Annotated in this window: 12 protein-coding genes; 5 read left to right on the top strand and 7 right to left on the bottom strand. The window is 65.0% G+C overall.

Translation table 11 applies throughout. The features are described 5' to 3' along the window. Positions 1 to 5: 5 nt before the first annotated feature. Together AC1MGT_RS20825 and AC1MGT_RS20820 are read left to right on the top strand one after the other, a co-directional pair. Positions 6 to 635, top strand: coding sequence for a superoxide dismutase (locus AC1MGT_RS20825; protein WP_499501875.1), 630 nt, complete (start codon positions 6 to 8; stop codon positions 633 to 635). Positions 636 to 731: 96 nt separating this feature from the next. After that, a complete protein-coding gene (locus AC1MGT_RS20820) occupies positions 732 to 1,361 on the top strand; it encodes an NAD(P)H-binding protein (RefSeq protein WP_499501873.1) in 630 nt (209 codons plus the stop codon). Positions 1,362 to 1,366: 5 nt separating this feature from the next. Here AC1MGT_RS20820 and AC1MGT_RS20815 read toward each other — a convergent pair whose 3' ends face one another. From AC1MGT_RS20815 to AC1MGT_RS20795, 5 genes are all read right to left on the bottom strand, one after another. Then, positions 1,367 to 3,421: a TonB-dependent receptor gene (locus AC1MGT_RS20815; RefSeq protein WP_499501872.1), complete on the bottom strand. Its 2,055-nt coding sequence runs from the start codon at positions 3,419 to 3,421 to the stop codon at positions 1,367 to 1,369. Positions 3,422 to 3,680: 259 nt separating this feature from the next. After that, a complete protein-coding gene (locus AC1MGT_RS20810) occupies positions 3,681 to 4,940 on the bottom strand; it encodes a PQQ-dependent sugar dehydrogenase (protein WP_499504339.1) in 1,260 nt (419 codons plus the stop codon). A 29-nt stretch (positions 4,941 to 4,969) separates the two neighbouring features. After that, the gene (locus tag AC1MGT_RS20805) at positions 4,970 to 5,401 is read right to left on the bottom strand and encodes a DUF2231 domain-containing protein (protein ID WP_499501871.1); all 432 of its coding nucleotides are present in this window, start codon (positions 5,399 to 5,401) and stop codon (positions 4,970 to 4,972) included. Positions 5,402 to 5,561: 160 nt separating this feature from the next. After that, positions 5,562 to 5,945, bottom strand: coding sequence for a hypothetical protein (locus AC1MGT_RS20800; protein ID WP_499501869.1), 384 nt, complete (start codon positions 5,943 to 5,945; stop codon positions 5,562 to 5,564). Positions 5,946 to 6,012: 67 nt separating this feature from the next. Then, positions 6,013 to 6,849, bottom strand: a complete 837-nt coding sequence (locus AC1MGT_RS20795) for a hypothetical protein (RefSeq protein WP_499501867.1) — start codon at positions 6,847 to 6,849, stop codon at positions 6,013 to 6,015. A gap of 332 nt (positions 6,850 to 7,181) precedes the next feature. On the opposite strand from AC1MGT_RS20795, the gene AC1MGT_RS20790 reads away from it, so the two are divergent. Beyond that, the gene (locus AC1MGT_RS20790; protein ID WP_499501865.1) at positions 7,182 to 10,544 is read left to right on the top strand and encodes an nSTAND1 domain-containing NTPase; all 3,363 of its coding nucleotides are present in this window, start codon (positions 7,182 to 7,184) and stop codon (positions 10,542 to 10,544) included. Further along, the gene (locus tag AC1MGT_RS20785; RefSeq protein ID WP_499501863.1) at positions 10,541 to 11,041 is read left to right on the top strand and encodes a hypothetical protein; all 501 of its coding nucleotides are present in this window, start codon (positions 10,541 to 10,543) and stop codon (positions 11,039 to 11,041) included. The genes AC1MGT_RS20790 and AC1MGT_RS20785 overlap by 4 nt, the downstream gene beginning before the upstream one ends. 11 nt (positions 11,042 to 11,052) lie before the next feature. Here the strand turns inward: AC1MGT_RS20785 and AC1MGT_RS20780 are convergent, their stop codons facing one another. Continuing rightward, entirely contained in the window at positions 11,053 to 12,285 is a 1,233-nt protein-coding gene (locus AC1MGT_RS20780) for an MFS transporter (RefSeq protein ID WP_499501861.1), read from the bottom strand. Between the two features lie 98 nt (positions 12,286 to 12,383). Then, on the bottom strand, positions 12,384 to 13,481 hold the full coding sequence (locus AC1MGT_RS20775) for a Gfo/Idh/MocA family protein (RefSeq protein ID WP_499501860.1): 1,098 nt from the start codon (positions 13,479 to 13,481) through the stop codon (positions 12,384 to 12,386). A gap of 81 nt (positions 13,482 to 13,562) precedes the next feature. Here AC1MGT_RS20775 and AC1MGT_RS20770 point away from each other — a divergent pair, with 81 nt between their 5' ends. Continuing rightward, positions 13,563 to 14,501 (top strand): IS5 family transposase, encoded by a 939-nt coding sequence (locus AC1MGT_RS20770; RefSeq protein WP_499501859.1) that lies wholly within the window; start codon positions 13,563 to 13,565, stop codon positions 14,499 to 14,501. Positions 14,502 to 14,911 lie beyond the last annotated feature (410 nt).

Genomic DNA, 14,911 nt, shown 5'->3' with positions numbered 1-14,911 from the left:
TGATCATGCCATACACATTGCCACCACTGCCTTACGCCTACGATGCCCTCGAGCCGCATTTCGATTCGCGCACGATGGAAATCCACCACACGAAGCACCATCAGGCCTACATCACCAACGTCAACAACGCGCTGGGCGAAGCCGGCGTCGCCGAGATGCCGGTCGAGCAGCTGATCGCCGACATCGGCAGCCTGCCGCAAGCCGTCCAGGGCGCAGTGCGCAACAATGGCGGCGGTCACGCCAACCACTCGCTGTTCTGGACCGTGCTGACCGCGGAAGGCGGCAAGCCAACGGGCAAAGTCGCACAGGCGATCGAAGACGACCTGGGCGGCTACGAGAAGTTCAAGGATGCCTTTACCAAAGCGGCGCAGACCCGCTTCGGTAGCGGCTGGGCCTGGCTAACCGTCGGCAAGGACGGCAAGCTGCTGGTGGAAAGCAGCGCCAATCAGGACAGCCCGCTGATGGGCCAGTTTGCCGGGATGTCGGGCGGCACGCCAATCCTGGGCCTGGACGTGTGGGAACACGCGTACTACCTGCAATACCAGAACAAGCGCCCTGACTACATCGCGGCCTTCTTCAACATCATCAACTGGGCGGAAGTCGAACGCCGCTACGAAGAAGCGCTGGCCAAATAAGCCGGTGCCCGGGCCTGCCTTGCAGGCCTTGCTTCACATGCGAGGCCGGCCATCACGCTGGCTTCGCGCCGTTTACATTTGCACTAAGGGACACCCATGAAACTGCTGCTGGTTGGGTCGAGCGGACTGGTCGGAAGCCACGTGCTGGAGATGGCGCTGGCCGACCCGAAGGTCACGTCGGTGGTGGCACCGACGCGGCGCGCCTTGCCACCGCATCCGAAACTGCAGGCGCCTGTCGTCGACTTCGACGCCTTGCCGCCGGACGCGGCCTGGTGGCAGGCCGACGCCGTCATCTGCACGCTGGGCACGACGATGCGCAGCGCCGGTTCGCAAGCTGCGTTCCGGCGTGTGGACCATGATTATCCGCTGGCGGTGGCAAGGCTCGCGCGCCAGCACGGCACGCCGCGCCACGTGCTGAACTCGGCCATCGGCGCCGATCCGGACGCACGTTTTTTCTACAACCGTGTCAAGGGCGAACTCGAACGCGATCTGGCCGGGCTGGGATTCACGTCGCTGACCCATGTGCGGCCTGGTCTGATTGGCGGAGAGCGCCACGAACGACGCCTGGGCGAACGCGTGTCCGGCATCCTGCTAGGACTGCTCGGACCCGTGCTGCCGCGCCGTTGGCGCATCAACCCTGCCCCGCGCATCGCGCACGCCCTGATCGACGCCGCGCTGCAGGCGCGCCCGGGCGTGCACATCATCCCCTCGGAGCAGCTGGTCTGAGCAGCCTATAACTTCACGTTCAGTGAAATATACGCGGCCCGGCCATTACCCGATGAGAACATCGGCTGCGCCTGGCTTGCCGGCCAGAAGAAGTTGTCGTACCACGCATATTCGTAATTGCGGTCCGCGATGTTCTTGACCTGAACATCGATGCTGGTGCGTGGCGAGATCGCGTAGCGCACATTGGCGTCGAACAGCACGAAGCCGCCGAACTTGCCTTGCTCGTTCGGATTATCGATGTAGTAGCTGCCCTGCGAACGGCCCTGCAGGCCAAAGCGCCAGGTATCCGAGTGCTTGTAATCCAGGCTGACATTGGTGATGTGGCGCGGCGTCGAGAACACTTCCTTGCCGGCCAGTGACACGCCATTCGCGCCCAGTGCACTGATCACTTCGGCCTTTTGCAGCGAGTGCGACAGCGACAGTTCGAGCCTGTCGGTGACTTTGCCCGAGAGCTGGAAGTCGAGGCCTTCGCGGCGCGTCTCACCCAACCCGACCGTGGTGCCGGTGGCCGGCATGTTCGCCACTTCGCCGGTAGCGTCCTGGCGCCAGATCGCCAGGCGCACGTCGCTGCGGGTGGTGGGCTTGAGCTTGACGCCGACTTCCTTGCCGGTATTGACCGACGCGTCGAACGGTGCCTGGCCCGGCACCAGGTAGGCGGGGCCCACGGAACCCGTCAGGATCTGGAACGTGCGGCCCCAGTTGCCATACACGCTGATGTCCGTCGCCGGACTCCAGACCATGCTGAACTTGGGCTGCTTGATCCAGCCGTAATCCTGCAATCGCGCGCTCGTCCCGCCCGCCAGCGGCTGGTTGCCCGTGAAGCGGTCGACCCGGTAGCCCGGCACGAGCTGGATGGTGTCGGTCGCCTTGATCACCGCCTGCACATAGGCCCCGACGTTGTTGAACTTGTAGCGGTCATCGTTCTGGATGCGGGCCGGCGTCGTGAAGTCTGTCGGAATCGCGAAGTTGTAGCGCAGGCGGCGGTAGCCGTTGTCCTGGCGCTCGGTATTGACACCGCCATCGACCGTGACGCGCTCGTTCGCACGCCACGTCAGGGTGCTCATGAAACCGAGCTGCTCTTCATCCCACAGACGGCGCTGGCGCGGTGCGTTGCCTTCGGGATTGCTGGTGAAGGTGACGCGGCGGTCATCCTTGTACTCGTTGTAGTACAGCTTGTTGCTGAGGAAGGCGTTCGGCGTGATGTGCCAGTCCAGGTGCGCGCTGGCATGGTGCATGTCGCGGTCGGTCTTGTCGTTGGCGTTCTTGCGCGGCGACTGGCGGCGGTCAGCGGCCAGCTCGGCTGCGGTCAGAAAACCCGGCTCGCCCGACGCGTGCTGGTAAGTGCGCACGACCAGGCCGGCCGTGACCGCCTTGTCGGTCGACGTGACGAACCACTTGCCGCCGACCGAGTATTTATTGGAGTCGCCGTTCGCGCGGTAGCTGTCAGTCAACTGCCTGGCCACGAAATAGTTTTGCGCAAAGCCGTCGGCTTCGCGGCCATATGCGGCCTGCACTTCGCGGGTGTTGAAGCTGCCGTAGGTGAACCGGCTATCAAAGTAATTGCCGCCCTGACGCGTGCCGATGTTCAGGTTGCCGCCGATATTGTGCAGGCCATAGCGCGGGTCGTTCGTACCGCGCACCACTTCGATATAGTCGACTTCAAGCGGGAAGATCATGTCGATGAAGCGCTGGTTGCCGCTGTTGACATTGCTCGGGATGCCGTCGATCAGCACCTTGATGCCATTGATATAGCCTTCGCCATTGAATGCGCGAAAACTCGCCTTGCCCGATTCGGCGCCCATCCGCGTTTCGGTCAGCTGCACACCGGGCAACTGGCCGACGAGCTCCCAACTGTTGGTCACGTTCTTGTCTTCGATCTTGTCCGCCCCCAGCACGTCGACCGATGTCAGGACGCGGCTCGAGCGCAAGGCGCCGGCATCGCGCTGGGCGCTGACGCGCACCTCACCCATGACGATTGCGGGATCAGCGGCGTGGGCGAACGTGGAACCGAGGGTTGCCAGAGCAAGTGCATGGGCAACAGGAAGGAGCTTGAATGTCATCAGAAAGACCTTGTCATGGACGGCGCAAGCGGCAATGCCTGCTGAGTCAATAATGATAAACCATTATCAGTAGTGATGGCAATATGCGGGATGGTGCCGGGCATCCCCTATTCTCGACCTCAGTGCGACTTCCCGCACGCCGAACACCCACGCGCCGCCGTGCAGCTCCACAAAGTAAAGGGCGTAAAAAAGCCGCAGCGCAAATGACGCCAGGCTTGGCATCACTCGCGTCATCTGCGGCGTTTGCGTCAGGTGACGATCAGCGGTTCGGCACCACGCGCCACACCGTGTTGGCCAGGTCGTCGGCGATGATCAGCGCGCCGCGCGGATCGACCGTGACACCGACCGGACGACCACGTGTCTTGCCGTTGGCATCCCGGAAGCCCGTGGCGAAGTCGATCGCTGCGCCGGCCGGACGACCATTCGCGAATGGCACGAAGATCACCTTGTAGCCAACCGGATTGTCGCGGTTCCAGCTGCCGTGTTCGCCAACGAAGGCGCCATTGGCGAATTTCGCGCCCATGGCCGGCAGCGAGAAGTGCAGACCGAGCGCCGCGACGTGCGAGCCAAGGCCATAGTCCGGCTTGATGGCAGCCGCCACCTTTTTCGGGTTCGGCGGCATCACGCGCGGATCGACGTTCTGGCCCCAGTAGCTGTACGGCCAGCCGTAGAAACCGCCCTCTTTCACCGAGGTCAGGTAATCCGGCACCAGGTCCGGACCCAGCTCGTCGCGCTCGTTCACGACTGACCACAGCTGGCCCGTTTCCGGGTTCATCGCCAGCGCCGTCGGGTTGCGCAGGCCCGTGGCGTACGGCTTGTGGGCGCCCGTCGTCACGTCGATCTGCCAGACCATTGCGCGGTCGACTTCGGCTTCCATGCCGCGCTCGGTGATGTTGCTGTTCGAACCGATACCGACGTAGACATAGCGGCCATCGGGGCTGATGGTCATCGCTTTCGTCCAGTGGTGGTTGATCTCGGCGGGCAGTTGGGTGAGCGTCACCGGCGCTGCGGCAGCCTTGGTCTGACCCGGCTGGTAATCAAAGGTAACGACCGCGTCCTGGTTCGCCACGTACAGCTTGTTGTTGGCAAACGCCAGGCCGTATGGGGCATTCAGGTTCTCGGCGAACACGGTCTTGAGCTCGTACTGGCCATCGCCGTCCGCATCGCGCAGCAGCGTCAGGCGATTGCCGCCCTTGACCTTGGTATTGCCCTGCGCCTTGATGTAGCCGGCAATGACGTCCTTCGGCTTGAGCTTGGCCGCGCTGCCGCCACGCCCTTCCGCCACCAGGATATCGCCGTTCGGCAGCACCAGCATCTGGCGCGGGATCTTCAGGTCGGTCGCGATGGCCGTGATGCTGTAACCCTCTGGCACGGTCGGCTTCTGATCGCCCCATGCAGTCGGCTCGGCAATCTTCATGCTCGGAAACAGGCCGCGCTCGGGCGCCGGCAGTTTCGGATCCGGGCCGCTGGCCAGGTTGGTATTGGCTTCGTTACTGCAGGCGCTGGCCAGCAGGGTCATGCTGAACAGGGCAAGTGCGCTCGAGCGATTCATTTCAGTCCTCCCGAACGTGGGTTAAGGCCTAACACAGCGGTAATGCAAATCAGGATAAAGACGATGGCCGACAGCACCAGGCCGGTCGGCATGAGCGCCCAGGCATCCTTGGCATGCTGGAAAGCGTTGACCAGACCGATCACGAAGGTCAGCAGCAGCAGCACGAAGTAGTTCAACGGCCGACCGGCCATTGGCCTGGCGCGCAGCAGATTGACCAGCGCGAACACGAGCGCCAGTCCGGCGAACAGCAAGGCACCGGCGTTGAGCCACGAAGCAAAATTGCTCCACTGGATCTGGTAAGTGTTGTAGTAGGTGTAATCGCTGAGCAATGCGCCGAGGAACAGCGACACGCTGCCTGCGAGCAGGATCGTGTGGAGCACGCCTGGCGCGCGGACATAGCCTGCGCTGGCCGTGGTGACAGTAGACATGGGGTTGACCTTATTGGTAATTTTGATAACGCAGACTATAGCGGCTATGCCAACTGACTGTCGCATCGTTGAGCACGGCGCGAATCGTGGGTCATCGTCATACCAACCGCCCCGTTCGCACATCGATGGTGATGAAGCGGTTCGCGGGGAGTAGCGGCCTTCAGTGAGGCCGTTTCGCCGCCAGTGCGATCCGGTACATGGCGCATGCACCATCGCGCGCCGGACGGTGGTCGATCTCGACCGACAGCAAGGGGCGGCGGGACGCGCCCGAGCCAGCCAGGGTCTCCGCCTGCATCTGCACCTTCCCCTCAACGCAGACATAGCGCAGGGGGCGTGCTACCGGCCAGTGGGTGCAGGATGGCAGGCGGGCGTTGCGCGTGAATACCCGGAACACCAGCGGCAGCACGACGAAACGCTGCGCTGCCGCCGACACCTGCGCGGCATTGCACCATAGTTCGGCGCCATCCGGCGTATGGCGCAGCAGCAGGCCTTCACGCAGCATCAGCGCAGTCGTCTCGAGACTGGGAATGAAGCGAAGATCCATGGCCCTGCCCACCAGATGCGCATGACTGACCACGATGGCCAGCATGGGCCGGTACCTCGCCATCGCCTTACAGAGCCCGAAGGGAAAGGCAGCGGGGCAGGTGTTCCTGTAGCGCGGCCACGCAGCGCGCGGCCATCTGCTCCTGGTTGCCGATGGCGTTGTCGCTGCCAAGGTCGCTGCCATGGGCGCGGTCGAACTGCGCATACCACAGCACTGCCCCTCCTGCCCCCTGTCGCAGGATCAGGGATACCCGCAGCAGCAAAGCGTCCTGACGCACGGCGCCCTCGAGCAGGTAAAGGGCGCGGGGATGCTCGGCTGGCGGCGACGCGCGGTCCCCGCTTGCCAGGCTGAGCGAATGCAGTTCACGGTACAGCCGGAATCCCAGTTCGTCGTTCAGGCCTGCGGTGAAGTGCACGGCCTGCGCGTCGGCGCACAGGCAGATGAGTGGGCTGAACAGCAACAGCGGCGCGGGGACGAGGCCCAAGGGACCCGCCGCCCCGTTGTCGGCCAGTGCAATGCGGGCGTGGTAACGGCCTTGCGGCACCGTGATGCGCAAGGTATCGGCGGCGCCTTCGTCCGCGTAATACGCCGTCAGGCGCAGGCGCAGGCGTCCCGCCTGGACACGGACGATGGGATCGTCTGCGGGGAAATACGATGCGGGATCGCGGCCGAACACGGCAACGCCGATCTCGTGTTCCGGCGGCGACGCGGCCGTGTTGTCGGACAGCAGCGCGCGCTCGACCAGATAGGCGAGCAGCGCCGCGCAGCGGCGCGCCTTGGCAAATCGCTTGCTGGTCAGCACACGTTGCAAGGTCTCGCGGACGGCGTCATCGGAGCATGGCCGTGGCGCATTGCCCACGGCCGGCACTCCGGTAATGAGTGACAATGCGGGGGGATTCATCATGCTCTCCTGTAGCGCGCGCTGTACGCACTGTGCCAACCGATCCTATGCCAACCCCGGCGTGGCTGCCTTCCGGTTACCTTCCCACGCCTTCAGATACGGCAAGTCATTGATTCTGCTGATCAAAGCGACCGTTGCAACCTGCCTGCCCCCAGGCGTGCGCAGCCAGCGACTGCGGCGTCCAACCAGATAACGGCCATCAGTGCAACTGAAATATTGTCAGGTATACAAAACCATCTTTCACGTGAGATATTGACAGGCTGTAAAGTCGGCCGGCTCTGGCCCGCCTGCCCCGGCCGACCGCGATGCGCTTCACCCACCCTTAGGGAGTGATCTTGAACCACGCATCACCACCGGAATTACGTGCGCTGCGAGAGAGTGACCCACTGATCGACGGCGGCCGCTTCCTGCTTGGCGACTGGACGATCGACGTGACGGCGCACCGGATCGTACGCGGCGACGACATGGTCGCACTGGAGCCACGGCCGATGGCCGTCCTGGCAGAACTGTGCCGTCGGAGTGGCGAGGTCGTGACGGCCGATACCCTGCTCGATGCCTGCTGGCCCGGCCAGGTGCAGGGCGACAACCAGGTGCACAAGGCGATTGCCGGCCTGCGCCGGGCGCTGCAGGATGCAGCCGCCAGCCCTCGCTACATCGAGACGATCCGCAAGCAGGGCTACCGGATGATCGCCCCGATCCGCGTATTGTCCGACGGCGGACCGCGCAGCCTGAGCGGCGCCTGGCGCGGCGCGTCGCCGTTTCGGGGACTGGAACCGTTCGGCACGGAACATGCAGCCGTGTATTTCGGCCGTGATGAGGCCATCAGGCAATTGCATCGGCGTCTCGGTGAGCAGCAGGCGCGGGGCCATGCGCTGGTCGTGCTGCTGGGTCCCAGCGGCTCCGGCAAAACATCGCTGGTACGGGCCGGCCTCATCCCCGCCATGCTCGCCGCTTGCGTGCCCGGCGATACGCGCGTGCGGGCCTGTACGGCGACGGTACTGGACCTGGGGGCGCTCGACGAGACCGGCCCCTGGCAGGCGCTGGCCGGCGCCCTGCTCGATTGGGAGATCGGCAATGTCGCGCTGCTGTCGGGCCACAGCATTGCCTCGCTGGCGGCGCTGCTGCGCGCCGAGCCGGACGAGGTGCTGCGGCTGCTGCGGATCGGTTTGCAGGCGCGGCGCGCCGGCACCCAGGGCGCGCCGCTGCTGGTACTGGACCGCCTGGAAGGCCTGTTCGGCCCGGCCATCGCAGCGGGCCTGCAGGATTTTGTCGACTGTATCGAGCGGCTGGTACGCAGCAGCCTGGTGCTGGTGCTGGCGGTGTGCCGCAACGATGTCTATCCCAGCCTGTCGTCCCATCGCCTGTTCATGCACGACAAGGAGCACGGCGCGCACATGGACCTGGCACCGCCTGACGCGCAGGCGATCATGCAGATGATCCGCCTGCCCGCGCGCGCGGCCAACCTGACCTACGGCAGCGATGCGAGCAGCCTGAACCGGCTCGACGACCGCCTGTGCGCCGATGCGATGCAGGCTGGCGACGCCTTGCCGCTGCTGCAATACACGCTGCAGGCCCTGTACCTGGCGCGTGCACCGGGCGACGAACTGACCTGGGCCGCCTACGATGCGCTGGGCGGCCTGGAAGGCGCCATCGGCAGCCGGGCCGAGGCGATCCTGGCGGCCTTGCCAGTCGCCCAGCAAGCGGCGCTGTCGCGCCTGCTGCCGCGTCTGGTCACCGTGTCGACCGACGACGCGTCGCCCAGCAGCCGCTCGGTCACCGGCGCCAGCCTGGCCGACGTGCATGAGCGGGCATTGGTCGATGCGCTGATCGAGGCGCGCCTGCTGGTGGCCGACCGCCTCGGCGGCGGCGAGATCGGCTTTCGCGTGGCGCACGAAGCGTTGCTGCGCCGCTGGCCACGGGTCACTGCCTGGATTGCGCAGCACCGGGCAACGCTGACCGCCCGCGCCGAGCTGGGTCCATGGGTGCGCCGCTGGCTGGACAGTGGCCGCGCCAGGGCATGCCTGTTGCCGCGGGTGCCGTTGCTGTGGCAATCGCGGGATGCGGTGCGCGCCGCACCACAACTGTTCGGGCGTGACGAGCACGACTTCGTGACGCGCTCCCAGGCACGGCTCACGGCGCTGGCGCGCTGGCGCGTGGCCGCGCTGGTCGGCGCACTGGCGCTGGCGTTGACCGCCGGACTGGCCGCCGTGCACAACGCGCGGCTGGCCGACACCGTGACTGCACGCGAGCACCAGAGCCGGCGCCTGGCCACCTTCATGCTGGGTGAACTTGCCGACCAGCTGCGACCGATCGGCAAGCTCGATCTGCTGGGCAGCATCGGTGAACAAGGTTTGCAGGTGCTCATCCCGCAGGATGTCCGGGACGAGCTGCCGGCCGACACCCTGCAGCGTGCCAAAGCGCTCGTCGTGATCGGCGAAGTCAACAGCAGCCGGGGAACGCAGCAGCTCGCGCTGGCCGGCACGGCGCTGACGCGCGCCTACGCCCTGCTCGCGGCCATGGGGCCGGCGCCGGGCATCGATCCTGGCGAGTACTACAAGACGCTGGGCGCCAGCGCGTTCTGGCTGGGCCAGATCGCCTATGACGCCGGCCGCCTGGATGACGCCACGGTGCACATGAAGCGCTATCGCGCGGCCAGCCAGGCCTGGCTGGTCGCAGCGCCGGCGCATCCCCAGGCCAGGGCCGAGCTCGGCTATGCGCTCGGTAGCCTGAGTTCGATCGCGATGCGGCGTGGCCGCTGGGCTGACGCGCAGCGCGGCTTCGAGCAATCGCTCGCGCTCAAGCTGGCGGTGCTGGCCGACCATCCGGATGATATCGATGCGCAGGACGCGGTTGCCAGCGCGCGCGCCTGGCTGGGTCAGCTGGCGCATCTGAAAGGTGACAGCCGGCGCGCGCTGGCGCTGTACGACACCGCGCGCGGCGTCCAGCAGCGACTGCAACAGGCACGCCCCGGCGAAGCGGTGCGGCTGCGCGACCTGGGCGTCATCGAGAGCCGGCGCGCCGAAGCCTTGCAGGCATTGGGCCGACCCCTTGACGCCATCGCGGCCAGACAGGCTGGGGTGCACTGGATGCGCCAGGCGCTGGTCGGTGGCGCCAGCAACGCCTTCTGGCAAGCCGAAAGCCTGCTGGCTGACAGCGCCCTTCTGCTGGCGCAGGCGGATGCCGGCATGCCCATCATCGCCGGGCTGGCCGCATTGGAGCGCCGCATGGCCGGTCACGACCAGGCCAGCCAGGCCATGCGCGAGTGGCGCCAGAGTGCCGTGCAGGCGCGCCTCGTGCTCGCCGGGCAAGCGCTGCGGGCACGCGACTGGGCCAAAGCGCGCGCCGAGGCCAGCGGGGCGGCCCAGGACATCCGCGGCCTGATGGCGCAATACCCGTATCTGTGGCAGGGCCGGGAGCTGCAGGCACGGGCCGCCATGCTGCTGTTGCAGGCCGGGGCCGGCGCCGGTGCCTTGAGCGGGCCCTACCCGGCCGCGCAGTGCAAGGCGGCGCGCAGCGCCTTGCAGCCGGCCATCGACACCGGCCAGGCGGGCTTCGTGCGCGAAGCCTGGCTGGTAGCACGAGCATGTGCAGGGGAAGGCGCCGTCACCGGCGCCGATGTGCAAACGCTGACGCAAGGCGGCTACCGACCGCAATCGCTGGCATTTCTTAACGTAGTATCAACCAGGATCGCACCATGACAACAGCAGCACCGGTCTCCATCGCCGCATCCGTGCCAGGCAGTGCCCCCATCTTCTTCGTGGTGCCCGTCATTCCCGACGACGGCAGTGTGGAAAACGTGTTCTATTACGCGCAGGCTGGCAGCGACCAATATTGGGAAAAGATCTCGCCCAAGGATCTCGACGCCAGGCGTGGCGGGGGCGATGCGAATGGCGTCATGCTGTTCCAGCCTGATATCGAGGCCATTCTGCAGCACACGCACCTGACGGGGGACCGACTCGACCGCAGTGTCACGCTGTACGCGGGCGTGGCGCGTACGCTGTCGGTGAGCGCCGATCCCCTGCCGAGCGCCTGCCTGTTTGACGCCAACCGGTTCATGGTCATTCCGGTGGTTCCCCACACCACACGCGGTGTGATTCTCGTGTTCAGCAAGCAGTCGACCGGCAAATCGCCCACGCCCGTATTCGAGCTGATTGCCACCACGGATCCCGAAATCAAGAACGGCGTGGGCAAATAGACCGGAAAGGATTACCGGGACTCACCAGGGGCGCGCGCCGCGGCGCCCCGCCAGTAACACTGCGCGCGGCTGCGCCAGATGATCAGCAGGGTTGCGCACAGCGTTGCCGTGGCGGCCCAGGCAAACGACCCCGCGCCGAAGTGGCCCAGCAACATGCCGCCAACGACGCTGCCGGCGAAAATCGCGAGATTCCAGACCGTCGTCATCATCGACTGCGCCACGTCCTGGCCTGGCCCCGATGCATTGGACAGCGACGTCACGAACAAGGTCGCCGCCCCGCCGAACGCCAGCCCCCATACCGCAATCGCCACGTACACCACCGCCTGCACACCGGGCCACAGCGCCAGCATGACGCACGCCAGCAGGAACAGACCCGTGCTGGCCATGACCAGCTGGCGCAGCCAGCGGTCGACCAGCGTCCCCACCAGCAGCAGGCTCAGTAACGCGGCGCCGCCGAACAGCGCGAGCAGGAAATCCACGCGCGGCGCCAGCCCGGCCAGCGTCACGAGTGGCGCGATATACGTGTACAGCAGGTTGTGCGTGACGACGTACAAGAGCAGCACTGCCAGCACGGTGCGCACGCCGGGCAGCGCGAACACCTGCGCCACACTCTGACGTTGTTGGCCGGGAATGGCGCGCAGCGCCGGCAGCCGCAGCACGATCCACAGCATCAGCAGTGCGGCCAGCGCACTGAGCGCGCCGAACGCGATGCGCCAGCCAACCAGGTTGCCGACATAGGTGCCGAGCGGGATACCGACCGTCAGCGCCAGCGGCGTGCCCGCCATCGCAATGGCGATCGCCCTGCCCTTGTGCTGCGGTGCGACCATCCGCGCTGCGTAGCCGACCAGCATGGCCCAGGCCAGGCCCGCCGCCACACCGCCCAGGAACCGGGCGACAAAGATCAGCACCAGGCTGGTGGACAGCGCGGTGATCGTGTTGGCAATCACGAAGCCGGCCAGCGACGTGAGCAGCAAGGTGCGGCGGCCAACGCCTTGCGTGGCGGCCGCCAGCGGGATCGCGGCCAATACCGAACCCAGCGCGTAGATGCTGATCAGCTGCCCCATCACGGACTGCGAACTGTCCAGGCTGGCAGCAAGCTGCGGCAGCAGCCCGGCGGGCAGAACTTCGGTGAGGATGACGACAAAGCTGACCATCGTCAGCGCCAGCAGTGAGGTCAGTGGCAGCTTCGGGACGGCGGGTGAATCGCGGAGTTCGTCGGGGTGCGTTAAGGTATCTGGTGTCATGGGTAATGCAATGGCGAACGCCGCAGCGGCGACGCATGGTTGACCCATGCACCGCTGCTGCGAACGTTGAAATAAGTGAAAAGGTGCAGGCTGGCGGATCAGACGTTCAGATCGACCCGGCTGCCGCTGCGGTCGGACGCGATGATCGCGTCGATCACCGCATGCATCTTGACCGCGTCGGCGAAGGTTGGCGCCAACTGCGTGCCATCGCGCACGTCGCCGGCATACGCCGCATACAGATGGGCCAGCTCGGCGACGCTGCCGCCGAGGGCATGCTCCGGCAACCAGTCGTACTGCGCCGGCACGGGCAACGCCTGCAACGGCTGGGCGTCGCCCCGCGCGCCTTCGATCAGATTGACCGATGGACCGAAGCTGGTCGCATTGGTGATGCGCAGGTCGCCTTCAGTCCCTGTCAGATCGATCTGCACGCCGGCGTTATTGCGCTTACCCGCTTCAAGCTGCACCGTCAGCACGGCGCCGTTGGCGAAGGTGCCGGTCACGAGCACCTGGTCGGGATTGGTACGCGGCAGCGTCTCGCCGGTATCGACGATCGTTACCTGCTTGATCTGGTTGGCCGTCAACGCATTCAGCGTGCGAGGGAAACCGAAATGCCTGAACAGGATATCGAGGAAGTGGCCGCCGAAGATCGGCAGCAGATCCGAAAAATTCTCGGCTGGTACCGTATAGGCCAGATACCCCATGCGGCGCGCGCCGAACGCGTCGACGCTGACATGCATCCGCACCGAACGCAGTTCGCCGATATAGCCTTCGGCCAGCAGATCGCTCATGTAGCGGTAGCTCGGCGACAGGCGGCGCTGCAGGCCCACGACGTGGCGCACACCGGCCTGCTCGGCCAATGCTGCGAGCTCGGCCGACACGGCGGTGCTGGTGGTCAGCGGCCATTCCGAATACACGTCCTTGCCGGCCGCGATGGCGGCGCGGATGGCTGCCTCGTGCTGCGGCGCCTGGTTCAGCACCAGCACCAGGTCGACCTCAGGGTGCTCGACGAGCGCCTGCAGCGAGGTGACGGGATGGGCAATGCCATGGCGCGCGGCCAGTGCCTGGGCCTTGTCGGCACTGCGGCTGTAGACGGCCGTCAGTTCGAACTCGGGCAGCAAGGCGAGCGAGGGGATGTGGCCATATTCGGCCCAGGTACCGGCGCCGACGATGCCGACGCGGATTTTGTTGACGGACACTGCGGGAGTGGCTGAAACGGCTTTGTTGCACAAATAGGCCCCGTTCAGCGGTCTAGCGTGGGTGCGGGGTAAACTGACGGCATGACTGCCCCAGCAAAACCAAAGTACCGAACGACCAACTGGAAAGACTACAACACGGCGCTGAAGGCGCGCGGCTCGCTGCTCATCTGGCTGGAAAAGGACATGCGCTGGCACGGCAGTGCCAGCGGCAAGCGGGGCCGGCGACCGAAGTACAGCGAGGCGGCAATCCAGTTCTGCCTGACCATCAAGGGCTTGTTCAATCTGGCCCTGCGCCAGGCGATGGGCATGGCGCAAAGCCTGCTCAAGCTCGCTGGCCTGGACTGGCAGGTGCCTGACTTCAGCACCGTTAGCCGGCGCCAGAAATATCTACCGGTAACGATCGGAGCGCAGCCGACTGTAACCGGATTGCACCTCCTAGTCGACAGCACGGGCATTAAGATGCTGGGCGAAGGCGAGTGGAAGACCAAAAAACATGGGACCGACTATCGTCGTCAGTGGCGTAAGGTCCACCTTGGCATTGATGCGGCCACGCTGGAAATCCGGGCCATTGAAGTGACCGACAACGCCACAGGCGATGCGCAGATGCTGCCATACCTGCTCGACCAAATTCCCGCCAGCGAGACCGTCGCAAGCGTCAGCGGTGATGGTGCCTACGACACCAAAGACTGTCATGAAGCGATCGCGCAACGTGGGGCACAAGCGGTTATTCCAACTCGTAAGAACGCCAAGCCATGGAAGGATCGGCGCCCAGGCGCCACAGCCCGCAACGCCATCCTGGCGGCCACGCGTCTACTGGGCAGGAAAATCTGGAAGAAGTGGAGCGGCTATCACCGGCGCAGCCTTGTCGAGACCAAGATGCGTTGTTTCAAGCTGCTCGGTGAACGCGTTATGGCACGTGATTTCGACCGTCAGGTCGCGGAACTACAGGTCCGTGCCGCCATTCTCAATCGGTTCACCCGGTTGGGCACGCCTACGACTATGGCGGTGAGCATGCCGTAATTCCGCCTGGGGTTTGGGGAATTACGAACTCTGCTGATTTATGCAACAAAGCCGATTGAAAGTCATGATGACCAGAAGGATGCCGCGCAGACTGTCTAGACGAAGGTCGCGAGATATCATTTGTTACTCCACAAAGTTAACGAAGACAGAAGCAACAATGACAGACGGTCCAGCGTGACGGCGTGGGAGAACAGCACCCGTTTTCTACCGGAAACTTTCGGATGCCATGATGACAACGATAGAATTATATCAATTTTCTACGCGAATATGCGTTATGTTTTGGAAACTTGTGTTGCCATTAATATATTGTCTGTGACTCATTTTGTTCAGTTACTTTGGCCACGCCTGAACGGTTTTCGCGTGCCGCCCCGGACACGTAGCGTAGAGGGGTGGCAGCTCGATAACCCAGG

Source organism: Telluria sp. BA11 (assembly GCF_056680305.1).
The sequence above is the reverse complement of the archived record's forward strand: the minus strand, read 5'-3'. Positions and strand labels throughout refer to the sequence as shown.